General features: G+C 56.9%; 24 protein-coding genes and 1 riboswitch. Of the genes, 11 read left to right on the forward strand and 13 right to left on the reverse strand.

Translation table 11 applies throughout. The features are described 5' to 3' along the window. Nucleotides 1-6: 6 nt before the first annotated feature. From petB to ABWV33_RS05855, 3 genes are all read right to left on the reverse strand, one after another. Nucleotides 7-1,335 carry a cytochrome b gene (gene petB / locus ABWV33_RS05845; RefSeq protein ID WP_113823884.1) on the reverse strand — a complete coding sequence of 443 codons (1,329 nt, stop codon included), beginning with the start codon at nucleotides 1,333-1,335 and terminating at the stop codon, nucleotides 7-9. An 11-nt stretch (nucleotides 1,336-1,346) separates the two neighbouring features. After that, nucleotides 1,347-1,907, reverse strand: a complete 561-nt coding sequence (gene petA / locus ABWV33_RS05850; protein WP_113823885.1) for a ubiquinol-cytochrome c reductase iron-sulfur subunit — start codon at nucleotides 1,905-1,907, stop codon at nucleotides 1,347-1,349. 209 nt (nucleotides 1,908-2,116) lie between these two features. Beyond that, a complete protein-coding gene (locus ABWV33_RS05855; protein WP_113824042.1) occupies nucleotides 2,117-2,728 on the reverse strand; it encodes a glutathione S-transferase in 612 nt (203 codons plus the stop codon). A 191-nt stretch (nucleotides 2,729-2,919) separates the two neighbouring features. On the opposite strand from ABWV33_RS05855, the gene ABWV33_RS05860 reads away from it, so the two are divergent. Next, nucleotides 2,920-3,813, forward strand: coding sequence for an alpha/beta fold hydrolase (locus tag ABWV33_RS05860; RefSeq protein ID WP_353329447.1), 894 nt, complete (start codon nucleotides 2,920-2,922; stop codon nucleotides 3,811-3,813). Here the strand turns inward: ABWV33_RS05860 and ABWV33_RS05865 are convergent. Then, a complete protein-coding gene (locus ABWV33_RS05865) occupies nucleotides 3,810-4,424 on the reverse strand; it encodes an FMN-binding negative transcriptional regulator (protein WP_353329448.1) in 615 nt (204 codons plus the stop codon). The two genes, ABWV33_RS05860 and ABWV33_RS05865, sit on opposite strands and share 4 nt — an antisense overlap. A gap of 62 nt (nucleotides 4,425-4,486) precedes the next feature. Further along, nucleotides 4,487-4,633: riboswitch (FMN riboswitch) on the forward strand. Nucleotides 4,634-4,702: 69 nt separating this feature from the next. Between ABWV33_RS05865 and ABWV33_RS05870 the strand changes: the two genes are divergently transcribed. From ABWV33_RS05870 to ABWV33_RS05890, 5 genes are all read left to right on the forward strand, one after another. Further along, nucleotides 4,703-5,143, forward strand: coding sequence for a 6,7-dimethyl-8-ribityllumazine synthase (locus ABWV33_RS05870; protein ID WP_353329449.1), 441 nt, complete (start codon nucleotides 4,703-4,705; stop codon nucleotides 5,141-5,143). A gap of 63 nt (nucleotides 5,144-5,206) precedes the next feature. Next, nucleotides 5,207-5,614: a GFA family protein gene (locus ABWV33_RS05875; protein ID WP_353329450.1), complete on the forward strand. Its 408-nt coding sequence runs from the start codon at nucleotides 5,207-5,209 to the stop codon at nucleotides 5,612-5,614. Nucleotides 5,615-5,704: 90 nt separating this feature from the next. Continuing rightward, nucleotides 5,705-6,805, forward strand: coding sequence for a chorismate synthase (aroC, locus tag ABWV33_RS05880; protein WP_353329451.1), 1,101 nt, complete (start codon nucleotides 5,705-5,707; stop codon nucleotides 6,803-6,805). Continuing rightward, nucleotides 6,798-7,451, forward strand: a complete 654-nt coding sequence (locus tag ABWV33_RS05885; protein ID WP_353329452.1) for an HD domain-containing protein — start codon at nucleotides 6,798-6,800, stop codon at nucleotides 7,449-7,451. Before aroC ends, ABWV33_RS05885 begins: the two co-directional genes overlap by 8 nt. Beyond that, nucleotides 7,448-8,389 (forward strand): AEC family transporter, encoded by a 942-nt coding sequence (locus ABWV33_RS05890; RefSeq protein WP_353329453.1) that lies wholly within the window; start codon nucleotides 7,448-7,450, stop codon nucleotides 8,387-8,389. Before ABWV33_RS05885 ends, ABWV33_RS05890 begins: the two co-directional genes overlap by 4 nt. Here the strand turns inward: ABWV33_RS05890 and ABWV33_RS05895 are convergent. Both ABWV33_RS05895 and ABWV33_RS05900 read right to left on the reverse strand, forming a co-directional pair. After that, on the reverse strand, nucleotides 8,386-9,714 hold the full coding sequence (locus ABWV33_RS05895) for a CoA transferase (protein WP_353329454.1): 1,329 nt from the start codon (nucleotides 9,712-9,714) through the stop codon (nucleotides 8,386-8,388). The genes ABWV33_RS05890 and ABWV33_RS05895 overlap by 4 nt on opposite strands. Beyond that, entirely contained in the window at nucleotides 9,695-11,203 is a 1,509-nt protein-coding gene (locus ABWV33_RS05900; protein WP_353329455.1) for a malonate--CoA ligase, read from the reverse strand. Before ABWV33_RS05900 ends, ABWV33_RS05895 begins: the two co-directional genes overlap by 20 nt. A gap of 94 nt (nucleotides 11,204-11,297) precedes the next feature. Here ABWV33_RS05900 and ABWV33_RS05905 point away from each other — a divergent pair, with 94 nt between their 5' ends. From ABWV33_RS05905 to ABWV33_RS05915, 3 genes are read left to right on the forward strand one after another with little or no spacing between them, the layout of a single operon-like run. After that, on the forward strand, nucleotides 11,298-12,236 hold the full coding sequence (locus tag ABWV33_RS05905; RefSeq protein ID WP_113824044.1) for a DMT family transporter: 939 nt from the start codon (nucleotides 11,298-11,300) through the stop codon (nucleotides 12,234-12,236). A 58-nt stretch (nucleotides 12,237-12,294) separates the two neighbouring features. Further along, the gene (cobO, locus tag ABWV33_RS05910) at nucleotides 12,295-12,894 is read left to right on the forward strand and encodes a cob(I)yrinic acid a,c-diamide adenosyltransferase (RefSeq protein ID WP_113823894.1); all 600 of its coding nucleotides are present in this window, start codon (nucleotides 12,295-12,297) and stop codon (nucleotides 12,892-12,894) included. Nucleotides 12,895-12,897: 3 nt separating this feature from the next. Continuing rightward, nucleotides 12,898-13,773: a DMT family transporter gene (locus tag ABWV33_RS05915; RefSeq protein ID WP_353329456.1), complete on the forward strand. Its 876-nt coding sequence runs from the start codon at nucleotides 12,898-12,900 to the stop codon at nucleotides 13,771-13,773. On the opposite strand, the gene ABWV33_RS05920 is transcribed toward ABWV33_RS05915, so the two are convergent. Next, nucleotides 13,734-14,009 (reverse strand): hypothetical protein, encoded by a 276-nt coding sequence (locus tag ABWV33_RS05920; RefSeq protein WP_353329457.1) that lies wholly within the window; start codon nucleotides 14,007-14,009, stop codon nucleotides 13,734-13,736. The genes ABWV33_RS05915 and ABWV33_RS05920 overlap by 40 nt on opposite strands. Before the next feature lie 324 nt (nucleotides 14,010-14,333). Between ABWV33_RS05920 and ABWV33_RS05925 the strand changes: the two genes are divergently transcribed. Then, on the forward strand, nucleotides 14,334-14,594 hold the full coding sequence (locus ABWV33_RS05925; protein WP_353329458.1) for a hypothetical protein: 261 nt from the start codon (nucleotides 14,334-14,336) through the stop codon (nucleotides 14,592-14,594). 71 nt (nucleotides 14,595-14,665) lie between these two features. Here ABWV33_RS05925 and ABWV33_RS05930 read toward each other — a convergent pair whose 3' ends face one another. The 5 genes from ABWV33_RS05930 to ABWV33_RS05950 form a co-directional block, all read right to left on the reverse strand. Beyond that, a complete protein-coding gene (locus ABWV33_RS05930) occupies nucleotides 14,666-16,231 on the reverse strand; it encodes an alkaline phosphatase D family protein (RefSeq protein ID WP_353329459.1) in 1,566 nt (521 codons plus the stop codon). Nucleotides 16,232-16,364: 133 nt separating this feature from the next. Further along, nucleotides 16,365-16,730, reverse strand: coding sequence for an SPW repeat domain-containing protein (locus tag ABWV33_RS05935; protein WP_353329460.1), 366 nt, complete (start codon nucleotides 16,728-16,730; stop codon nucleotides 16,365-16,367). Nucleotides 16,731-16,852: 122 nt separating this feature from the next. Further along, nucleotides 16,853-18,424 carry an adenylate/guanylate cyclase domain-containing protein gene (locus ABWV33_RS05940; RefSeq protein WP_353329461.1) on the reverse strand — a complete coding sequence of 524 codons (1,572 nt, stop codon included), beginning with the start codon at nucleotides 18,422-18,424 and terminating at the stop codon, nucleotides 16,853-16,855. A gap of 149 nt (nucleotides 18,425-18,573) precedes the next feature. Next, nucleotides 18,574-19,524 carry an AraC family transcriptional regulator gene (locus tag ABWV33_RS05945; RefSeq protein WP_353329619.1) on the reverse strand — a complete coding sequence of 317 codons (951 nt, stop codon included), beginning with the start codon at nucleotides 19,522-19,524 and terminating at the stop codon, nucleotides 18,574-18,576. A gap of 78 nt (nucleotides 19,525-19,602) precedes the next feature. Continuing rightward, the gene (locus ABWV33_RS05950; RefSeq protein WP_251134420.1) at nucleotides 19,603-20,025 is read right to left on the reverse strand and encodes a MarR family winged helix-turn-helix transcriptional regulator; all 423 of its coding nucleotides are present in this window, start codon (nucleotides 20,023-20,025) and stop codon (nucleotides 19,603-19,605) included. Nucleotides 20,026-20,154: 129 nt separating this feature from the next. Here ABWV33_RS05950 and ABWV33_RS05955 point away from each other — a divergent pair, with 129 nt between their 5' ends. After that, nucleotides 20,155-20,583, forward strand: a complete 429-nt coding sequence (locus ABWV33_RS05955) for an organic hydroperoxide resistance protein (protein WP_113823902.1) — start codon at nucleotides 20,155-20,157, stop codon at nucleotides 20,581-20,583. Between the two features lie 56 nt (nucleotides 20,584-20,639). On the opposite strand, the gene ABWV33_RS05960 is transcribed toward ABWV33_RS05955, so the two are convergent. Beyond that, nucleotides 20,640-21,506, reverse strand: a complete 867-nt coding sequence (locus ABWV33_RS05960) for a branched-chain amino acid aminotransferase (protein ID WP_113823903.1) — start codon at nucleotides 21,504-21,506, stop codon at nucleotides 20,640-20,642. Nucleotides 21,507-21,638: the final 132 nt, after the last annotated feature.

The raw sequence follows: 21,638 nt of genomic DNA on the forward strand, positions 1-21,638 counted from the left end.
TCCCTCTTATTCGGCCGGTGAGGCGTCAGACGCCTTGCCGTAATGGGCGTTGAAGTCGTCTTCGATGGTCGCAGGCAGCGCATCCGGCTTTTCGATCACACCAAGCAGCGGCAGGATCACCAGGAAGTAGCCAAACCAGTAAGCAGACGCGATCAGCGAGAAGGTCGCATAAGGCTCTTCTGCGGGCATCGCACCCAGCCACATCAGGGCAAAGAAGTCGATGATCAGCAGGCGGTACCACCATTTAAACATCGGACGATATGCACCCGAACGCACGGTCGAAGTGTCCAGCCATGGCGCAAGCGCCATAACAGCAATCGCACCAAACATGGCAATCACACCAAAGAACTTGGCATCGACGATACCACCAGTGACAAAGGATGCGATCTGAACAACCCAAACTTCACCAGTAAAGGCACGCAGGATCGCGTAGAACGGCAAGAAGTACCACTCAGGAACGATGTGCGCAGGTGTCACCAGCGGGTTTGCTTCGATGTAGTTATCGGGGTGACCTAGATAGTTCGGCATAAAGCCAACGATCGCCCAGAAAATAACCAGAACAACGGCCAGACCCAGGAAATCCTTGATCACAAAGTAGGGCCAGAACGGCAGGGTGTCTTTCTTTACTTCTTCTTTCGAACCCTTGCGCACATCAACACCGGTTGGGTTGTTGTTACCCGTGGTGTGGAAGGCCCAGATGTGAACAACAACCATCGCGGCGATCACAAACGGCAGCAGATAGTGCAGCGAGAAGAACCGGTTCAGCGTGGCGTTGTCCACAGCAGGTCCGCCCAACAGCCATGTCTGCAGCGCTTCGCCTACAAACGGGATCGCACCAAACAGGCCGGTGATCACGGTTGCGCCCCAGAATGACATCTGACCCCAAGGCAGAACATAGCCCATAAAGCCGGTGCCCATCATCAGGACAAAGATCAACATGCCTACAATCCACGTGATTTCACGCGGCGCTTTGTAAGAACCGTAGAACAGGCCGCGGAAGATATGGATGTAAACAGCCACAAAGAACAACGACGCGCCATTTGCGTGCAGATACCGCAGCATATAGCCGCCGTTCACGTTGCGCATGATGTGCTCAACGCTGGCAAATGCCAGGTCAACATGTGGTGTATAGTGCATCACAAGAACGATGCCGGTTACGATCTGCATCACCAGGCAGAATGCCAGTACGATGCCCCAGATCCACCACCAGTTCAGGTTTTTGGGGGTCGGGATCATGATCGTGTCGTAGATGAGCCCGACGATGGGCAGGCGGCTGTTCAGCCACTTTTCGCCCTTGGTCTTTGGCTCGTAATGATCGTGCGGAATTCCGGACATAATTGGCTCCCTTATCCCAGCTTGAGTGTTGTTTCGTCGACAAACTCGGCCACTGGAACCGGCAGGTTCTCAGGAGCGGGACCTTTGCGGATCCGGCCAGAGGTGTCGTAGTGCGAACCATGGCACGGGCAGAACCAGCCGTGGAAATCGCCAGCGCCGTCACCCAAAGGCACACAGCCAAGGTGCGTACAAACGCCCATCATCACCAGCCATTCGCCAGCTTCATCCATCGTCCGGTTTTCGTCCGATGCGTCAAGGCCAGGCTTATTGGCATTGCGGTCGTCATTGTCGATCAGATCCGACAGCTCTACGGCGCGGGCCTCATCGATCTCTCCCTGCGTACGGCGGCGAATAAACACCGGCTTACCCAGGAATTTAACGCTAATCTGGGTGCCGACTTCGACACCACTCACGTCCACGCGAATCGAGGACAGCGCCTGAACATCCGCTGAGGGATTCATTTGGTTCACCAGAGGCCAAACGGCAGCCCCTGCGGTTACAGCACCTGCGCCAGCCGTGGCGTAGTAGAGGAAATCTCTCCGGGTGCCTTCGTGGTCTTCTGCGTGGGACACGAGGTTTTCTCCGATTCCAGCGCCCTTGGCGGGCAAACATGCATCAGCACCGCATAAAAGCGGTCACTTATCGCGGGTGTCTAGCGGGGAGAATTTGTTTCGTCCAGCGGTCATAGGCGCGCAGGACTAGGTAAATTCAATTAGATGTCGCGACTCGGTCACACAAATTCAAGTCGCGCCATCCAACTTTCCCAGCAAAGCACTAGTTTTCAGCCCTCTGGAGGGCGGGTTTCGGCCAAACTGGGGCGCGATTCGAATTCTTTGAACCAAGCGGCCAATCCGTCGTTTCCGTGACGCCAGTTACGGGCATCATGGCGAAAATCAACATAACCCAACGCGCAGGCCACCGCGATCTGCCCCATATCTAGGGGCCCGGCCAAATGTGCCATCCATCGCTGATTCAGCGCCGCACAGGCACGTTCGATCTTGGCCCACTGCGCATCTGCCCAGCTATCCCACTGTTTGTCTTCGGGACGCAGGCGGCTCTCATAGGTCACCAACAAAGCGGCATCCAAAATCCCATCGGCCATCGCCTCTAACGTCAAAGTTTCCCATTTTGCTGCCCCCTCAGGGTACAAACCGCCGTTGCCGCGCGCATCGAGAAAGGCACAGATCACCCGGCTATCAAACAAAGTAGGACCGTCCGGGCGCTCCAACGCAGGGACTTTGGTCAGAGGATTCGTTCCCAACAGCCCTTCTGCGGGATTAAGTGGCGTCGTCGGTGCGTTGAACAGCTCAACATCTCCCAACTGCCCTGTCTCATGCAGCAGCACCATCACTTTGCGCACGTAGGGCGATGTGGGACTATAATAGAGTTTCATGGCAAACGTTCCTTGACTGGTCGCGATCATCAACCGACCGCTGACTCAAGTGGTAACGCGTCCTGTCTGGGTTTCAAGGTGATGCCTGACCAAGCGTCACGTCAATTATGCCCCCACGTCCTGTTTGAGCGACCACCAATCTGCCGCTTAGGCTTGCATAATTCCTAAGACCCGCAGCATCGAGGCCCTCCATGACAACCCAAGACGCCCCTGTCAGACATTCATGTCATCTTGCGGACCTCACCCTCAGCTATGTAGAACGCCACGCAGATCTGCGCGGCACGGGGCCAACGCTTCTGTTTGCCCATGCCACTGGATTTCATGCGCGCATCTGGGACGAGGTGATCGCGGCCCTACCCGCAGTTCATTCCATCTGTGTCGATCTGCGTGGCCACGGCCACAGCACCGGCGGCCCTTTTACAGATTGGTTCGATCTGGGCCGGGATATCTCAGCCTTTATCGACAGGCTGGACCTGACCAATATCACCTGTGTCGGCCATTCACTCGGGGGCCATATCCTGGCACAGGCCACCATTGCGCACCCCAACAGGTTAAAGGGCCTGATTCTAATTGATCCCGTGATCATGGCACCCGAAATCTACGCGATGGCAGAATCACTGTTTCCCAAAGGCACCCAACACCCTGCCGCCCAACGCAAACGCAATTTCACCTCGGTGCAGGAAATGGTTGACCGGTTCAAAGACCGCAGCCCCTATTCCCTGTTCACTCCAACGGCCCTCGAAACCTACTGCACCCACGGGCTTGTGGAACACGACGGTGAGCTCACCCTCGCTTGCGCCCCTGAGGTCGAGGCCAGTTCGTACATGTCCCCCATGACCGGCGCGCCCATCCACGATCACCTGCACACAATAACCTGCCCGGTCGTCGTGTTGCGGGCAGATACGATGGATCTGGCGTCACTGGGTGATTTTACCCGCTCACCCACATGGCCCGGCCTTGCAGGGGCAGTGTCAAACGGCATCGACATCCACCGCCCGGACCTGAGCCATTTCATGCCCATGCAGGCTCCTGATTTCGTTGCCGAAACTGTGTCAAAAGCAATCGCATTGGCACCCGCCACCTAAACCTCGCGCATTGCGCGGACCAAGGCAGGAACCTCTGTCCCGAATCCGATGGCCTCCATCTGCTCGGCCGCAGCCAACCGCACGTCATCTGGCTTGTTCTGGCTCATTTTCCACGTACCCTGAACACTCTCGATCACCATCCGGCAAGGCACAATCATCCGCATCATCTTGCGCAGCGCCTCGGCATCCATCTTATCCGTGGTCCAAGCGGCTTTGGGGGCAAGGCGCGCCTCAAACAACGCCGACTGACGATCCAAAAGATCCAACAACGCCTCATCCGGCGACCGCTCCAGCCGCCCCGTCAGATGAACCGCCACATAATTCCATGTCGGCACCTGATCCGGCACCCCATACCAATCAGGTGACACATATCCATCGGGTCCTGAAACAGCGATTCGGGCGCTCAGCGGGGTGTCCAGGGCCCGGGCAATAGGATTCGAACGCACCAAATGCAGCTCTGCCAAATGCCCGTCCTCAGACAACAGAAACGGCACATGACTCAGCATTGGCGCGCCATCTATGGCTACAGCAAGCACCCCAAAACCCCGGTCACGGGCGAATTTCAGGTTCGCGTCCTCGTCACCGGTGTGAAAAACAGGATTTGGATGCATATTTTAGCCCTCCACTATGCACAATTGGTCTTGCAGATCCCCCCCACCATTGGCAAGGTCCGCCTCGTTCTCAGGGCGGGGTGAAATTCCCCACCGGCGGTAAGCGGGCGCAATCCCGTAAGCCCGCGAGCGGCTCCGTGTCAGGAGTGTCAGCAGATCTGGTGCAACTCCAGAGCCGACGGTCATAGTCCGGATGAAAGAGAACGTGCAGGTTGGGGGATACCCCTGGCCTCGCTCGTGATCGCCTTGGGTGACGTGTCAGACCAAAGGAGAGACCTATGACACACACCCGCTATGCCTTTATCAAGGCACAATGGCACGCTGATATCGTCGACCGCGCGCTCGACGGCTTTCTCGAACCGATTCCCGCAGATCAAGTTGATGTCTTTGACGTTCCCGGCGCATTTGAAATGCCGCTGATCGCACGCGATCTGGCCCAGACAGGTAAATACGCCGCCGTCGCTTGCGCCGCATTTGTGGTGGATGGCGGCATCTATCGCCATGACTTCGTGGCCCATGCCGTCGTTGATGGCCTGATGCGCGCCAGCATGGACACCGGCGTACCCGTCCTGTCCGTGTCCCTGACACCGCACCAGTATCAGGAAACCGAACACCACAACGCGATCTACCGCGCACACTTTGTCGAAAAGGGTCGTGAAGCCGCGCGCGCAGCGCTCAGCATCACTGCAACCCGCGCCAAAGTGGCAAACGCCGGCTAAACGCATTCGGGCCAGCCCAGAGTTGGCCCGGCACCTTCGGTCACGGCAGAGAGGGCACGCATCATGGAGAGCTTTGCAGGAGGATGTGCATGTGGCGATGTCAGGCTCGTGGCAACCGGGCAGCCAGACCGGGTTGGCCTCTGTCATTGTCTGGATTGCCGCAAGCACCACGGGGCCTTGTTTTATGCCGCCGCCGTGTTCCCGCAAGGATCGGTAAAGATCACCGGAAACGTGCAAGATTATAAGGGACGGTGTTTCTGCCCCCGATGCGGATCCTCTGTTTTTGCCCGCAGTGGCGATGAAATCGAGGTTCACCTTGGGACCCTGGACGCCCCTGATCACCTGATCCCCTCATATGAAAGCTGGGCACTGCGCCGCGAAGGCTGGTTGCCGCAGTTTCCCGATACCGAGGTGTACGAACGCGACCGTCCGGACACTGGACGGTCTGAACACCCCCAGAAACAAGGGTAAAGACGGGCCTGTGTTGCCGATTATTCCTGCAAATCCGCTTGAGACCCCACGCGCACCCCGCTAAGCACGGATCGCAAAGGAGCACGCCCCATGTCGATGAACAGTTTTGGCCACCTCTTCCGCGTCACCACTTGGGGTGAAAGCCACGGACCCGCGCTGGGCGCGACCGTTGATGGCTGCCCTCCGGGGGTTCCTGTAGATGCCGCGATGCTCCAGCATTGGCTGGACAAACGCAAACCGGGTCAAAACAAATTCACCACACAGCGACGCGAAGCGGACGAGGTGAAAATCCTCTCGGGTGTGTTTGAAGGTCAAACCACCGGCACTCCCATACAGCTGATGATTGAAAACACCGATCAACGGTCGAAAGACTACGGTGACATCATGGAAAAATTCCGCCCCGGTCACGCCGACATCACCTACTGGCAGAAATACGGTATCCGCGATTATCGCGGCGGTGGCCGCAGTTCAGCCCGTGAAACCGCAGCGCGTGTCGCCGCTGGCGGCCTAGCGCGCGAAGCAATCAAACAACTCGCTCCGAATGTGCAAATCACTGGCTACATGACCCAGATCGGCCCGCATAAAATAGACCGAAGCCGCTTTGACTGGTCTCAGATCGAACAAAACCCGTTCTGGACCCCCGACGCCCAAGCCGCGGAAGACTGGGCCGCCTATCTGGATGGGCTACGCAAATCCGGCAGCTCGGTCGGTGCTGTGATCGAAGTCGTCGCACGTGGCATACCCGCAGGCATCGGCGCCCCTGTTTATAACAAGCTCGACACCGATCTGGCCGCCGCGATGATGTCGATCAACGCGGTCAAAGCCGTTGAAATCGGTGATGGCATGGCCTCGGCTGAATTGACCGGCGAAGCCAACGCAGACGAGATCTTTATGGGTCAGAACGGCCCACAATACAGCTCGAACCACGCCGGTGGCATTCTGGGTGGTATTTCAACCGGACAGGACGTCGTGGTGCGCTTTGCGGTCAAACCGACCTCCTCCATCCTGACCACCCGCAAGACGATCACCAAGTCGGGCGAAGAGGCGGAAATCATCACCAAAGGCCGTCACGACCCCTGCGTCGGCATCCGTGCCGTTCCCGTAGGCGAGGCAATGATGGCCTGCGTTCTCTTGGACCAGATGCTTCTGCATCGCGGCCAAATCGGCGAAAACCGAGGTCACATTGGCTGATCTGCGCGCGGCACTGCGCCAGATCGCACAGGACCGCATGGCGACCGACCCGGCGCATGATCTGGCCCACCTGGATCGTGTCTGGGTCAACGCCCGCACCATTGCCAACGGACAGGTCAACACCCGCGTCTTGATGGCCGCCAGCTACCTACACGATCTGGTCAACCTGCCCAAAGACGACCCAGAACGCGCCATGGCCTCGCGTCAATCCGCCCGAGAAGCCGCCCCACTGTTGCGCAACCTTGGTTTTTCCGAGGATGAAATCACTGCCACCCAACATGCCATCGCCGCGCACAGCTTTTCGGCGCAAATCCCCCCCGAAACGCCCGAGGCGCAAATCCTGCGCGATTCGGATCGGTTGGACGCGCTGGGCGCCATCGGCATTGCGCGCACCTTTGCCGTTGCCGGATCATTGGGCCGGGCGCTGTATGACCCTGCTGATCCCTTTGCCCAAGACCGCCCGCTCGATGACTTGCAGTTTTCCATCGACCATTGGCGCGTCAAACTGCTGGACCTGCCCAATGACATGCTGACCGAGGGCGGTAAAACTCTGGCCCGCGATCGCACCGCCCGAATGATCCAGTTTCTAGAGGATTTTGCGGCCGAAATCGACACGCCCTTACCGCCCAGCTGGACTGACGCATGAGCCAAATCCTGACCATCACCTTTCCGATCTATGCGGCCATCGCCATTGGCTATCTGATCGTGAAACGGGGATGGTTCGGAACCTCGGATATGCGCACGCTGGGTAAATACGTGCTCGACATTGCCCTGCCTGCCCTACTGTTCAATGCCATGGCCACCCGGGACTTCGCCGAGGTGTTTCACCCCGGTTACATGCTGGTTTTCGCCCTTGGCGGAGTAGCGACCATCGCGGTCAGCTTTGTCTGGTTTACCCTCACTGGCACAGACAAACCCCGCCGCGCAGTCGCTGTGATGGGTACCGCCTGCCCCAACTCCGGCTTTATCGGCTACCCGGTCATGTTGTTGACCTTTCCTGACCTTGCCGGCGTCATACTGGCGCTGAACATGCTGGTGGAGAACATCCTGCTGATCCCGATCTGCTTGATTTTGATGGAGTTGTCACGCGACCGGGCGCAGACCTCGATATCACACCAAATCGGCACAATCCTTTGGGGTGTTCTCAAACGCCCGATGGTGATTGGCCTGCTGTTGGGTCTTGCCGTGTCGCTTGCCCAGATCCCAATGCCCAGCGCCGCAACCAATCTGTTCCAGATGCTCGCGGCCTCGGCCTCGGCGCTGTCTCTGGTGGTCATTGGCGGATCGCTTGCGGGGCTGTCCCTCCGCGGCAATCACTGGAAGGCGGCACAAGTGGCCCTTGGCAAAATTATTCTGCACCCCGCTTTGGTCGCTCTTGCCGTTTTGGGCGTTACCGCTGCGGGCATCGCTCTGCCGGCAGATCTGCAAGTTGCTGTCATCTTGTCCGCCGCCATGCCGATGTTTGGCATCTACACCGTTCTGGCACAGGAACACGGACACGAAGGCATGGCCTCCATCGCCATGCTGATCGCAACCGCACTGGGCTTTTTCACCCTATCGGGTCTCTTGCTGGCGCTCACTTAATCCCAACGTGCCGGTGCCGCGCCCAGCGCCCCGGCAGGCCGATCCCAAGACATTGGCATGCCAGAAATCCGCAGCGCTGGCTTCACCCGCTTGGCCGGGCCCCAGACTGTCTGTTCAACCCAATCCCCCAAATCAGCAGGCTCAGATCCGGTGATAGAATCTGCCAAAACAGGCTCTAACTGGGCCAAAACCTCTGCCGTGCGTGCCAAAGACAGCCGCGCCCGCGGACTGCCGTTGCCCTGAATGGCCTGTGTCAGAGCCGAAAGGACCGCCGCCGCCATGAAATAACCCGTCGCATGATCCAACGCCTGCACCGGCAAAGGATGCGGTTTGTCCGCACCCGCCCATGCCATGCCCGCATCGGCAATTCCGCAGCTCATCTGAACCAAGGAATCAAATCCACGCCGCCCGGCCCATGGCCCGGTCCAGCCATAGGCATCCAGCGACACCTCAACCAATCCCTGCGGCCGGTGCGTCCCAATCATCGCGTCCAGCGCACCGGGGCGATAGCCGTGAACCAGAACATCCGCGTGCTCCATCAAAGCTCGCAATTGATCCTGACCATGTGGCGTTTTCAGGTCCAAATGACAGCACCGCTTGCCCAGGGTCACATCAGGCACTACCCCCGGCTCTGACCACGACGCCGGATCAACCCGCAACACATCGGCCCCAAACCCCGCAAGGGTGCGCGTCGCCACCGGCCCTGCCAGCACCCGTGTCAGATCCAAAACCCGCAGACCCGCCAGCGGGCGATCGGGCCGCGCCTGCCATGCCCGCACCTGCCCCGCCTTATGATCCCAAGCTACCAAAGGCTCGCCAGACACCGCTGCCCCCTGTGGATGGGCGAGCCACGCCGCGCGACTGCGCATCGCCGCCGCTGCCCCACCTTGGGCAACAATTGCATCCTCTAACGCATCGATGTCCCAGCCACGCACAGCCTGCGCGACGATCTCGCGCTCTGCCTCACATTCCAACACCGCCAAAGCCGCCGCCCGATGATGCGGGGCATTCGTGTGCAGCTTGATCCAACCATCGCGGCCCTGATAATCCCCCGCAATCGCATCCCAGGATGGGGGTAACTCCCACCCCTGCGGATGGATGGACCACGTAAACCAAAGCGAGGCCAGACGCCGATCCACCACCACATCTGGACGAGGGCCCAGATTCAGCGCTTCGCTCAAATCCGCCATCGCGCTGCCAACAGCACCCATCGATAGGCAAGCCAGCTCGGTCACGGCAAACCGCGATCTCCATGCGCCTGAGCCGACAACCAAAACCGGGGCGGTGCCAAAGGCATCAAACACTTCATCCATTGGCGAAAACATCCGTAAATTCCCCACGTAGAGCCTTCTTTTGCACTTTGCCCATGGTATTACGCAGCAAGGCATCGACCAAAACGATATGCTTAGGCTGTTTGAACTTAGCCAATTGACCGTCCAAAGCGCTCCGGATTTGATCCACCGATATTCCGCCCCCTTCAGGCACAACAACAGCCACAACCCCCTCGCCAAAATCGGGATGTGGCACGCCAATGACGGCACTTTCCAGCACGCCGGGCAGATCATCAATCAGGCTCTCGACCTCTTTTGGATAAACGTTAAAGCCCCCGGTGATGATCAAATCCTTTTCACGTCCCACAATTGTGACGTAGCCATCGCTATCGACCTTGGCCAAATCACCTGTGATGAACCAGCCATCCGCGCGCAGTTCTTCGGCGGTTTTCTCGGGCATCTGCCAATAGCCCTGAAACACATTGGCTCCGCGCACTTCCAACACACCGATATCGCCCGTCGCAACTTCGGCACCACCTTCCATTACCCGCGCCTCGACACCGGGCAACGGGAACCCAACGGTTCCCGCGCGACGCTCGCCCTCGTAGGGGTTCGAAGTGCTCATATTGGTTTCCGTCATGCCATAGCGTTCCAGAATGCGATGGCCGGTGCGCTGTTCCCACTGCTCATGCGTATCCACCAACAAAGGCGCAGAGCCCGAAATGAACAATCGCATGTTCGCCGCGCGCTCTTGCGTCAAACGCGCATCGCCAAGCAAACGGGTATAGAATGTCGGGACTCCCATCAGGGCGGTTGCTTTCGGCATCGCCTCTAAGATTGCGTCCAGATCAAACCCCGACAACAGCACCACCTGTGCCCCGGCCAACAGCGCCACGTTGGTTGCCACAAACAATCCGTGCGTGTGAAAGATCGGCAAGGCATGGATCAACACATCCTCAGCCGTGAACTGCCAGTAGTCCCGCAATGTTGCCGAGTTCGAGGCAAGGTTGGCATGGCTCAGCATTGCGCCCTTGGAACGCCCCGTGGTGCCCGAAGTGTACAAAATCGCGGCCAAATCCCCCATTTCACGCGCAACCGGATCAAAGCCGCCCTGCACATCGGCCAGATCACGCAAACTGCCCTGCCCCGCCGGGTCCAACGTCATCACCTGTGCCGCCCCCGCAATGGCCGAAATCTCATCTATTCGCGCGGGGTCACATACAACCACGCGCGGGCTGGCATCGCCCACGAAATACGCCACCTCTGGCCCGGTATAGGCCGTGTTCAGCGGCAGAAAGATCCCGCCCGCCATCACGGTTCCGAGGTATAGTTCAATGGCCTGAATGGTTTTGCCCACCTGCACCGCAACCCGATCTCCTGGCACCACACCGCAAGACACCAAAGCCGCCGCCATCCGTTCCGCGCCTGCAAAAAGCGCCCCAAACGTCACCGTTTCACCGCCAACCAATTGCGCAAAAACATCGTTTTCGCGCCCAACCGATGCCGCGCGCAGCTGTGAAATCAAATAGTTTTTGGTATACATGGTCGGCTCCTCTTTCTGCGCCTGCACAATGGGTGACACACGAGGCAAAAATCAAGCGATTGATCTTTGGGATTCAAAAGCGCAGGTTCGCGCCATGGCAAAAGCATTGACCGCGAACCGGCCCATTTTGGCCGTCATCCTCAAAACCTGCGCGATTTTTCTGTTCACGGCCATGGCCGCGCTCGTCAAATCCCTATCTGATGATATTCCGGCTGGCGAGGCCGTGTTTTTTCGGTCGTTTTTTGCCATTCCAGTCATCGTTGTCTGGCTGATTTCACGCGGAGAGCTGCGCCAAGGGTTGATTGCCAAAAAACCGATGGGCCATTTCTGGCGCGGGGTTCTGGGGACCACTGCGATGGGTCTGACGTTCACTGGTTTGGGCTTACTGCCTCTGCCCGAGGTCACCGCCATTGGCTTTGCCACCCCCATTTTCACCCTTATCCTTGCTGCGATCATGCTAGGGGAACGTATTCGGATGATCCGTATCGGGGCCGTGCTGATCGGTCTTGTTGGTGTTTTGATCATGCTCTGGCCCCGGCTGGGCAGCGGAGCGTCCATGCAAGACACTGCAACCTTGGGCGCGATTTGCATTTTGGGGGCGACGCTGGCGCGCGGTTTTGTGCAGATCCACATCCGGCAATTGGTTCAATCCGACCACACCGCCGCCATCGTATTCTATTTTTCCGCCACCGCTTCGCTGTTGTCCTTGCTGACCCTGCCGTTTGGCTGGGTTGTGCCCACGACTGAACAATTTGCTTTGTTGGTTCTGGCGGGGGTCATCGGTGGCTGTGCGCAGATCCTTGTCACGTCATCTTATCGCTTTGCTCCTGCCTCGATGCTCGCGCCTTACGACTATTCCTCGATGCTGTTTGCGGTCTTTATTGGGTATGTCTGGTTCGCCGAACTGCCCACCATGGCAATGCTGGCAGGGGCGACGTTGGTTATTGGCGCCAATGCGCTGGTTGTCTGGCGGGAACACCAACTTGGATTGGAACGTGGCAAAGCCCGATCTGTCACAGATCCCAAAAGCTGATCTTTACCTTTTCGCCACAGCCCCTAGTGTGAGCCCGAAATTCTACGAGGGTCCCCCGATGAGCGACGCGAACGATCACAAAGAAAAGATGAAAGAGGTGCAGACCAAGCACCGCGAACGGGTCTCGCAATTGCAGGACCCCGAACAGGGTCTGGTGCTGATCCACACCGGCAAGGGCAAGGGCAAATCCTCGTCCGCCTTTGGGGTTGTGGTGCGCGCCTTGGGTTGGGGCCAAAAGGTTGCTGTGGTCCAATTCATCAAGGGCAAATGGAAAACAGGCGAGCGCCGGTTTTTCGAAGAACATGGCTTGGTGACATGGCACACCATGGGCGAAGGGTTCACTTGGGATACTCAAGACAAGGAACGCGATATTGCCGCCGCGCAAGCCGCGTTCAAAAAGGCAGCCGACCTGATCGCCAGTGGCGAATATGATCTGGTTGTTCTGGATGAGATCAACATTGCCTTGCGCTATGAATACCTGAGCGTTGAGCAGGTCATCGAAGGGTTGGATGCCCGCACCGACAAAACCGGTGTGATCCTGACCGGTCGCGATGCCCCTGAGGCGCTGTGCGACTACGCCGATCTGGTGACCGAGATGACGGAAATCAAACACCCGTTCAAAGCCGGCATAAAAGCCCAGCGCGGCGTCGACTTTTAATCCATGAGCCTTCAAGCGGAAAATATCCGCGGCAGCCTGTTGATGGTTGCCGCGATGGCGGCCTTTGCGCTTGAGGATATGTTCATCAAATCCGCCACGCAGACCCTGCCGGTGGGTCAGGTGCTGATCATCTTTGGCGCTGGCGGGTTTCTTGTCTTTGCCGCCATGGCACGGTTGCGGGGTGAAACGGTGTTTGGTGACAGCGCCCCCTCGCGGACGTTGTGCATCCGCTCTGTTTTCGAAATCATGGGACGGCTGTGTTTCACACTGGCCTTGGCCCTGACGCCGCTCTCAAATGCATCGGCCATTTTGCAAGCAACCCCTTTGGTGGTCGCCATCGGCGCGGCCGTGTTCTTTGGCGAAACCGTGGGGTGGCGACGCTGGACCGCCATTCTGGTGGGCTTGTGCGGTGTGCTGATCATTTTACGCCCGGGGCTGAGTGGATTTGAACCCGCTTCCATCTTTGCGGTTCTTGGCACCATCGGGTTTGCGGGCCGCGATTTGGCCACCAAGGCAGCACCACCCCAACTGACGAGCGCGCAACTGGGGGTGTACGGTTTTTTGGTTCTGGTTTTTTCGGGAGTTCTCGCGTTGCTTTGGACCGGCGGGGCAGTCCTGCCAGACCCAATGACCGCATTGAAACTGGGCGGAGCAATCGCATTTGGCGTCTTGGCCTATAACGCTCTAACTGGCGCAATGCGTCAGGGCGAAGTGTCGGTCATCGCGCCGTTCCGCTACACAAGGTTGATATTTGCGATGATTTTGGGCGTCGTGGTCTTTGCCGAACGTCCCGACACATTCACCCTGATCGGCAGTGCGATCGTCATTCTCAGCGGGCTTTACACTGTTTTACGCGAACGCCGTATGTCCCGCGTTTGACCCTTTGAAAATCGCACCAGTGTTTCATTAGCGGCAACTTGCGCGTCGCTGACCTGTTGGACAGGACCAGCTTGGCTGGACACGGAACCGAGGGGAACCACGTTTGGCTGCGTATGTATTCGGGCCAGCGCGTCGGTCCGTTGTTCAATATAATCCAAAAGTTCGGCGTTCAACGAACATCCATAGGTGGATGCTGCTTCGTGCATAGAGATTAAATCTGCAAACGGATCACGCATGCTTTTTCCTTATTAGAGCCTATTTGGCTCAGTGATCGTTTCCGGGGCAGCGGCAGGTCCGCTCGATGTCGCCACATGCTGACCGTCCTGCAGGCCGCCCCGAAACTGTGAATTCAAAGAGCTGGGTGCAGGTGCATCTGGCAGTCATCGCTTATCTGACTAAAACAGTCAGATAAGGCAAGTGCAAAAACCAACCGCCAACAAAAAAAGTACCCCTGCCCTGCTTTCCACGCAGTCGAACCCGGAATCTCATATTGCAAGGACCAGGCAACCCGCCCATGTTAGGTGTATTGAACGTTCCACCTGCACCAAGGGAGACATGATTTGACTGACTCAAAAGACACCGCGAGCCTGGTTGAGGATCTGAAGACCACACGCGATGAGCTCAAGCTCAAGGCGCATTTGTTCGAAATGGATATGAAGAATGAATGGGCTGACCTAGAGAAAAAATGGGATGGTCTAGATCTGAACCTAGATGACGCATCTGATGCCGCCAAAGAATCTGCTGGCAATGTTGGTGCCGCCGCCAGCCTGCTGATCGAAGAACTTGGTAGAGGTTACAAAAAAATCAAAGCAGCACTTTGAGCTGCGTTTTTGTCTACTCAAACACCCGGCTGCATAAGAAATCAGCCGGGTGTTTGAGCCTATTTGGCCCTTTATAGAGCCTGAATTTCAGGGTCCAGCGTGACAGACCACAGTTCGGTGTCGGCGCGATCCATCAGGCGCACTTTCATTTGTTGGGTCTTGCCATCAATATCCACCAGCCCAAAGAACTGTAGCCCCTCACTGGGCGGCAAGTTGACCTGCCCGTCTTCTGGCGCTTTGACGAATTTTACCTCGGGGCCAAATGTGGCATCCATGGCGTTCGGGCCAAAAGTTCCGGCATGCAATGGACCCGAAACAAATTCCCAGAACGGATCAAAATCCTGAAACTGGGCTTTGTCGGGGTTGTAGAAATGCGCCGCTGTGTAATGCACGTCAGCGGTGAACCAGACGGTGTTCTTGATTCCAGCCGTTTTGATGAATCGCAGCAGGTCTGCAAATTCCAACTCGCGCCCTTTGGCCGGACCATTGTCCCCGTTTGCCACGGCCTCGGCCCCGGCCTGTTCTTTCCAATTGTCCCAAACCACAAGACCGATTGGCATGTCACAGGCGATGACCTTCCACGTGGCTTTGGACGCCGCCAGTTCGCGCTTGAGCCACGCCATCTGCTCGGCCCCCATGATGGACGACGCGGGTGTGATCTCATCCTCCATCGAGGCACCGTTAGGTCCGCGATACGACCGCAGGTCCAAGAAGAACACATCCAGCATCGGACCATAGGCGATTTTGCGGTACACGCGGCCGGGTTCAGCAGGCGTGATACGCAGCGGGGTCATTTCATGGAACGCCCGCGCGGACCGGGATTGCAGAACGTGAACCGATTTCTCGGTATAGCGATCATCGCTGATCAGATCCTTGGCGCTTGACCAGTTGTTCACAACCTCATGGTCATCCCACTGCATGAAGGTTGGGCACATCGCGTTCATGGCTTGGACGTGCTCGTCCATTAGGTTGTATTTCCACTGACCGCGGAATTCATCCAGTGTCTCAGCCACTTTGCGTTTTTCATCGATCAGAGTGGTGTTTTTCCAGATGAGCTTTCCGTCCTTTTCGACCTCATCCTTCATTGGACCGTCAGCATAAATCGTATCACCCGAGTGGATAAAGAAATCGGGCTTGTGCTGCGCCATGGTTGCATAAGTGCGCATGCCCTCGTCATCAATGCCCCACCCTTGGCCAGCGGTATCGCCTGACCATGCGAATTTCACATCCCGGCGCGAGGTGGGCGCAGTGCGGAATTGGCCAATAATAGGCTCTGATACGGCGCTAATGTCATTCAGATCAGCGGCAACAAAGCGATAAAAAATGTCCTGATCCGACGGCAACCCGTCGACCAGACGCTTGACCGCCATGTCACTGTTCGGTGTGGCAAACATCGGCGAAAGCTGGCGTGCCTCGGCAAAGCTTTCGGTTGTGGATACTTCCATCATCACCTTTGCCGGGCGATCCGTGCGGGTCCAGATCATACCCGACGCGGTGTCTACATCGCCAGATTGCACCCCATGGGTGAACACAGGCCGTGCGGACGCGCGGCTGATCGAAGGCATGGCGAGGGATGCGGCAACAGCGGTACCGCCGGCAAGAAACGCCCGGCGCGAGGGGCGAATGTATTTGGTCATTGTGAACTCTCCTGTCTGGCGGTCAAAACCGCGCGATTGGTGAGCCCCAGAAAGCCGTGACATTGTAAACGCCACGGCTCAATCTTGTGAAGCTATCGCAATTTTATTGTGACAACGCCCTCTGCGCAAAGCTTTAAGCGGTGGCACCCTCTTCTGGCGCGCTCAGAGAAATCACTGCAACCACTGCCGCGCCATTGATCCAGTAGAACAGCGCATCAATGCCGCCAAACCCAAACAGACCCGGCGCCACGATAAAGATGATGCCCACAGTCAGATCAACAGCTTGGTGGAACTTGTAAGGCAACACCCGCCAGACACCGAGATGATGATCGGTAAACACCGTCAGCACAAAGGCAGCGGCCCCGGTGACCACTGACAGCCACAACGCCAGTGGATTCGACGCCCCAAGGCCCAGCACAAAGGGCAGCCCCATCAGAGCAAACGCAACGGGATAATCCAGATAGGCGTGGATCGACCGAGATACAAAACGAACAGACATTTGGACATCCTTTCCAGATAAGAGATACCCATATGATAACCGGGCGGGATGGAACGCAGCAGCCCAACACGTTCGCCAAATCATGCAGATCGTACGGAAATGGCGGGGCTTTGGCGCAACGCCTACTTGTCCTTTAACTTTGCTTGCGCAACTTGGCGCAAGGCGTCCTCGATCGCGGTCAGAACAACACGGCGCGTGGCTTCATCCAGCGGCTCAAGATCCAGCGTCAAATTTCCGTCATCCCCCATTCCGGCAACTGGCAAAACCTTGGCTTCTGGCGCTGCATTTCTGATATGATAGGGAATGATTTTGCGCGCGATGCCTTTGAATTCTACCGGGTCAGATGGTTCCGCATCCACAAAATCACGCACATGCGCGTATGTTTCGTAGCTCAGAACAATGCCCCCGGGGTCAGCAATCCCTTCGAGCCGCGCCGCCAAGTTTGCCTCGGCCCCGATGATGGTGTAATCCATGCGATCGGCTGAACCAAAGTTCCCAACATTACAATATCCCGTATTGATACCCATCCGTGCTTTGAACGGGTGCTCTAACCCCTGTTCGTTCCAAACCTGCCCTAGTTCGGCCAGACGGTCCTGCATGGCCAAAGCCATCCGAACACAGGCGCGCGCATCTTCTTTCGCGCCTAAGGTTTCAGGATCACCAAAGAACGCCACAATGGCGTCACCGATAAACTTGTCGATGGTCGCCCCGTGTGCTTCGGCAATCAGGGACATTTCGGTGAAATACTGATTCAACAGCTCTGTCAGTTCTTCGGGTTGCATCCGTTCGGTTGTGGCAGTGAAGTCTTTGATATCAGAAAAGAACACCGTCAGCTTTTTACGCTCGGTCGAGATCGACGCGTCCCGCTCCCCTGAAAAGATCGATTTATAGACCTGTGGTGACAGGTACTTGGATATCTTGAGCGAGATATCTGCCAGAAACTTGTTGTTTTCAGCCAGTTCATCATTCAACCGGCTGAACCCGCTGGCCAGTCGAAATTGTATCGCGGCGAATAGCCCGCCAATGGTTCCGGCCACCGCAAAGTAGAGCAGCAACCATTTGAACGACCACAAGTTCAAAGCCACTGGCTGACGCACAGACACCGTTTGAACCGCTCGAACGTCACCGACTTTCCAATCCCTTTTGGGGCTTTCGGGGTGCGAATTATGACAAGACACACAAGACCCAGACATGATCACCGGTGTGGCCAGCGTGATTTCGCGGTTCCGGACGTTGCCAGTTGAATTGGTCAGAAAGGTCGCGCCAGTCGGGTTTTGACGAAACTCGGTCAGGGCCCGTTTTTCAAAATCATCTAACGTATGGGCAGGACGGTTGGTAAAGGTGTAATCCGAAACAAACCGATACCGGACATCCCCCTCGGTTGCCCCGATCTCTTTCCCCAACTCCAAGGATAGCGTGGCCGGAATTGGGATCGCCCCCGCGACATCCAAATAATTGTGCAGCGTTTGCGTATCCCCATCCGTGCTGATAATCCGGCCAACAACATTCTTGGCGTAATAAGACCGCACTGCCGAGATGATCCCATTCAAGCTGCTTGCTTGCCGGCGCAGCGTTTCATCCGACAAGTTCCGTAGGTCCAGCCAGATTGCGATCGGCAAAGCGGTCATCGCAACCAGAACCAAGACAACCAACCACTGTGGCCTTGTCAGGAAAAAGCGCCCAAACTTGTCCATGTGACTATCCTTAATCAATTGCGTGGGAACGGAACAATTGAGGGCATGATACGCACAAAAGGCACCAAGCAAATACATATTTGAATTTGAATCACGCCAAAGGATGAGTTCGTGGACGCCGCCTCAGGCCAAGGGGTTAGTGTCCTGACCTAATGCATCGTGCGATAGGCGGCGGGGGACAAGCCAATCTGTTTCTTAAACACTCGTGAAAACGCCGCTTCGGACGCGTACCCGACCTCGGCTGCGGCATCGGCCACGTTCCAGTTATTTTCAGTCAAGCCATGACAAGCAATCTGCATCCGCCATGTGGTCAGATACTGCATGGGCGTCACATCCATCTTGTCAGAAAATAATTGTGCAAACGCCGTCCGTGACATGCCAGCTTCACGCGCTAGCCCCACAACGCTCCACTCTTCGGCGGGCGCGTTGTGAAAGGCGGTCAGAGCTCGCGAAATGCGTGAATCGGCAAACCCGGCCAAGGCCGTATCGCTGGGGCTTTGATGTTCAAGGTAGGCACGAATGGCCTGTGCAAACAGGACTTCGGACAGTTTCAGCGCGATCAGATCGCCGCCAATCCGCGCGCCCGTCACCTCGGATCCGATCATCCGCAGGGTCGATTGCATCCAGGCCCCGGCCTCTTCGCCATAGTTTTCGATAACGATGAACGGTGGCAGCCGGTCCAACAACATATGCCCGGTGCCCTGACGCCCCGGTGGCCCGGAAAACGAAAAGTGACCGCAGACCAGCTGCGTATCGCGATCATCCTCATCTCCACCATAGATCAGCACACCGTCGCCTTCGTACCCGGCATCCTGCAACACCCGGTCCAACGGCAGCGCGTCCATGGGCTGCACTTCATTGCACAGCAACATATGTTCCGCGCCATGCGGGATCAGGATCAGGTCGCCTTGTGACAGACGCTTGGTTTCTCCCGTGGCAGGGACATGCACTTTCAACTCACCACGTTGGACGAAATGAAACCGCGCCACGTTTTCAAACGCCGGAACTTTGACCCCAAACGGTGGCGTAAAGGACGTGCGGAAATACAGCGTCCCCTTTAGGGCCATTCGGGTGAGGATATCGCTAAGCAGATCTAACATGAGGCTAGGATAAGAGCTCAGACCCAAACGTCCATGGCTCTGGACGATCTGCATGTAAACTTGCCGTTATGAGCAGGGTTACCCAGCTGCGCGTAAACGATCAGCTAAAACGCGAATGCGGTCGCGTAAATCGATCAGTTCCTTGGCATCGTTTCCGGCGGTTTCCAGAATACAGCGCGAGATTTCAGCGGATTGCGCCTCTAGTGCACGCCCAAGGTCGGTCAGGGATACAATCACACTGCGCTCATCTTTGGGATTGCGACGACGGACCACCAAGCCACCCGCTTCCATCCGTTTCAGCAAGGGTGTCAGCGTGTTTGATTCCAGCGACAGATCCGCCCCCAAATCGTTCACTTTGCGCGCATCCTGATCCCACAACGCGATTAGCACCAGATACTGAGGGTACGTGAGGCCCAGTTTCGACAACAAGGGACGATACAGCCGCCCCATCGCATGATTGGCAGAATACAGTGCAAAGCACAGGTGATCATCAAGTGTCATGGTTTGATCTGTCATCGCACAGATATAAATCGCGCACGACTATATCACAAGGTCTTGTCAATTCTGGGGTTTTGCTCTACTTATATCGCACACGATATAATCGTGAACGAACAAACACTGGAGCTCACCATGACAATTAGTCCTGTTTATACCGCCATCGGAACCGCCACTGGGGGTCGCAATGGCCGCGGCACAGTCGAAGCTTCTGGTCTGGATCTGACACTCGCCGCACCGAAAGAGATGGGTGGCAACGGTCAGGGCAGCAACCCTGAGCAACTTTTCGCAGTTGGTTATTCGGCCTGCTACATCGGTGCGATGCAATTCGCGACCACGCAGGATGACACGCTGGCCAAAGTGCCCGCAGACGTGTCCGTCACCACGCATGTCGGCATTGGCCCCAACGGTCAGGGTGGTTTTGGTCTGACGGTTAAAATGTCCGTTCACATGCCCGGCGTAGATAAGGCCGAAGCAGAACGCGTTGCCGAAGCAGGTCACAAAATCTGCCCTTACTCAAACGCGATTCAGGGCAACGTCGACGTCACAACCGAAGTCGTCTGAACGAAAAAAGCGCGGGGAGCCCTCCCCGCGCTTTCAAAACTCTAAAGCCGTAGAAATCAGGCGCGCACCAGCGCTTCGTAATCTTCGGCAATCTGGCGGGTCATATCGCCCACTTCAAAGGTATAGTCGCCAATCTGACCCACTGGGGTCACCTCGGCAGCCGTACCGGTCAGCCAGCACTGTTCGAAATCAGCCATCTCTTCAGGCTTGATACGACGTTCGTGAACGGTGATGCCTTTGTCTTTCAGCATCTGAATCACGGTCTGACGGGTGATCCCGTTCAAAAAGCAATCCGCCAGCGGCGTGTGCACTTCGCCGTCTTTCACGAAAAACACGTTCGCGCCGGTCGCTTCGGCCACGTACCCACGCCAATCCATGAACAACGCATCTGAACAGCCTTTGGCCTCGGCTTTATGCTTGGAAATAGTGCAGATCATGTACAGGCCTGCTGCTTTGGCATGTACAGGAATGGTTTCCGGCGAGGGGCGTTTCCACTCGGCAATGTCCAACTTGGCACCCTGCATCTTGGCGTCGCCGTAATAGGCACCCCAGCCCCAGACCGCGATTGCCATGCGCACGGGGTTCTTAGCCGAAGCCACACCCATGTCTTCGCCCGAACCACGCCATACAACCACACGCACATAGGCATCCGTCAGGCCACTGGCTTTCAGCGTTTCTTCCTTAGCAGCTTCGATCTCATCCACCGAGTAAGGCATCGGCATATCCAATGCCTCGGCCGAGGCGATCAAGCGCACGGAATGCTCACGGCTTTTGAAAATCTTGCCGTTATAGGCGCGCTCCCCTTCGAACACGGAACTGGCATAGTGCATGGCGTGGGTCAGGATATGCACCTTTGCATCCCGCCAGTTCACCAACTCACCGTCCATCCAGATCGAACCATCGCGATCGTCATAACCCGACATGCCACATCCTCCTGAGCAGGGTCATTTTGCAAATATTGCGCCAATTACATCCGAACCGGACACATTATTGCGTCAAAACTGCGATTCGATACCTGTTGACTCTTGGAATGTCAATAAGACTGACATAAAGTG

This window comes from Phaeobacter sp. NW0010-22 (assembly GCF_040365955.1).
Lineage (GTDB): Bacteria > Pseudomonadota > Alphaproteobacteria > Rhodobacterales > Rhodobacteraceae > OMPR01.

Excerpts from the sequence above, each read along its gene's own strand:
- petB (WP_113823884.1), bottom strand. The coding sequence starts at position 1,335 with ATGTCCGGAATTCCGCACGATCATTACGAGCCAAAGACCAAGGGCGAA.
- ABWV33_RS05855 (WP_113824042.1), bottom strand. The coding sequence starts at position 2,728 with ATGAAACTCTATTATAGTCCCACATCGCCCTACGTGCGCAAAGTGATG.
- ABWV33_RS05860 (WP_353329447.1), top strand. The coding sequence starts at position 2,920 with ATGACAACCCAAGACGCCCCTGTCAGACATTCATGTCATCTTGCGGAC.
- ABWV33_RS05865 (WP_353329448.1), bottom strand. The coding sequence starts at position 4,424 with ATGCATCCAAATCCTGTTTTTCACACCGGTGACGAGGACGCGAACCTG.
- ABWV33_RS05870 (WP_353329449.1), top strand. The coding sequence starts at position 4,703 with ATGACACACACCCGCTATGCCTTTATCAAGGCACAATGGCACGCTGAT.
- ABWV33_RS05875 (WP_353329450.1), top strand. The coding sequence starts at position 5,207 with ATGGAGAGCTTTGCAGGAGGATGTGCATGTGGCGATGTCAGGCTCGTG.
- aroC (WP_353329451.1), top strand. The coding sequence starts at position 5,705 with ATGTCGATGAACAGTTTTGGCCACCTCTTCCGCGTCACCACTTGGGGT.
- ABWV33_RS05890 (WP_353329453.1), top strand. The coding sequence starts at position 7,448 with ATGAGCCAAATCCTGACCATCACCTTTCCGATCTATGCGGCCATCGCC.
- ABWV33_RS05895 (WP_353329454.1), bottom strand. The coding sequence starts at position 9,714 with ATGTTTTCGCCAATGGATGAAGTGTTTGATGCCTTTGGCACCGCCCCG.
- ABWV33_RS05900 (WP_353329455.1), bottom strand. The coding sequence starts at position 11,203 with ATGTATACCAAAAACTATTTGATTTCACAGCTGCGCGCGGCATCGGTT.
- ABWV33_RS05905 (WP_113824044.1), top strand. The coding sequence starts at position 11,298 with ATGGCAAAAGCATTGACCGCGAACCGGCCCATTTTGGCCGTCATCCTC.
- cobO (WP_113823894.1), top strand. The coding sequence starts at position 12,295 with ATGAGCGACGCGAACGATCACAAAGAAAAGATGAAAGAGGTGCAGACC.
- ABWV33_RS05915 (WP_353329456.1), top strand. The coding sequence starts at position 12,898 with ATGAGCCTTCAAGCGGAAAATATCCGCGGCAGCCTGTTGATGGTTGCC.
- ABWV33_RS05920 (WP_353329457.1), bottom strand. The coding sequence starts at position 14,009 with ATGCGTGATCCGTTTGCAGATTTAATCTCTATGCACGAAGCAGCATCC.
- ABWV33_RS05930 (WP_353329459.1), bottom strand. The coding sequence starts at position 16,231 with ATGACCAAATACATTCGCCCCTCGCGCCGGGCGTTTCTTGCCGGCGGT.
- ABWV33_RS05935 (WP_353329460.1), bottom strand. The coding sequence starts at position 16,730 with ATGTCTGTTCGTTTTGTATCTCGGTCGATCCACGCCTATCTGGATTAT.
- ABWV33_RS05940 (WP_353329461.1), bottom strand. The coding sequence starts at position 18,424 with ATGGACAAGTTTGGGCGCTTTTTCCTGACAAGGCCACAGTGGTTGGTT.
- ABWV33_RS05945 (WP_353329619.1), bottom strand. The coding sequence starts at position 19,524 with ATGTTAGATCTGCTTAGCGATATCCTCACCCGAATGGCCCTAAAGGGG.
- ABWV33_RS05950 (WP_251134420.1), bottom strand. The coding sequence starts at position 20,025 with ATGACACTTGATGATCACCTGTGCTTTGCACTGTATTCTGCCAATCAT.
- ABWV33_RS05955 (WP_113823902.1), top strand. The coding sequence starts at position 20,155 with ATGACAATTAGTCCTGTTTATACCGCCATCGGAACCGCCACTGGGGGT.
- ABWV33_RS05960 (WP_113823903.1), bottom strand. The coding sequence starts at position 21,506 with ATGTCGGGTTATGACGATCGCGATGGTTCGATCTGGATGGACGGTGAG.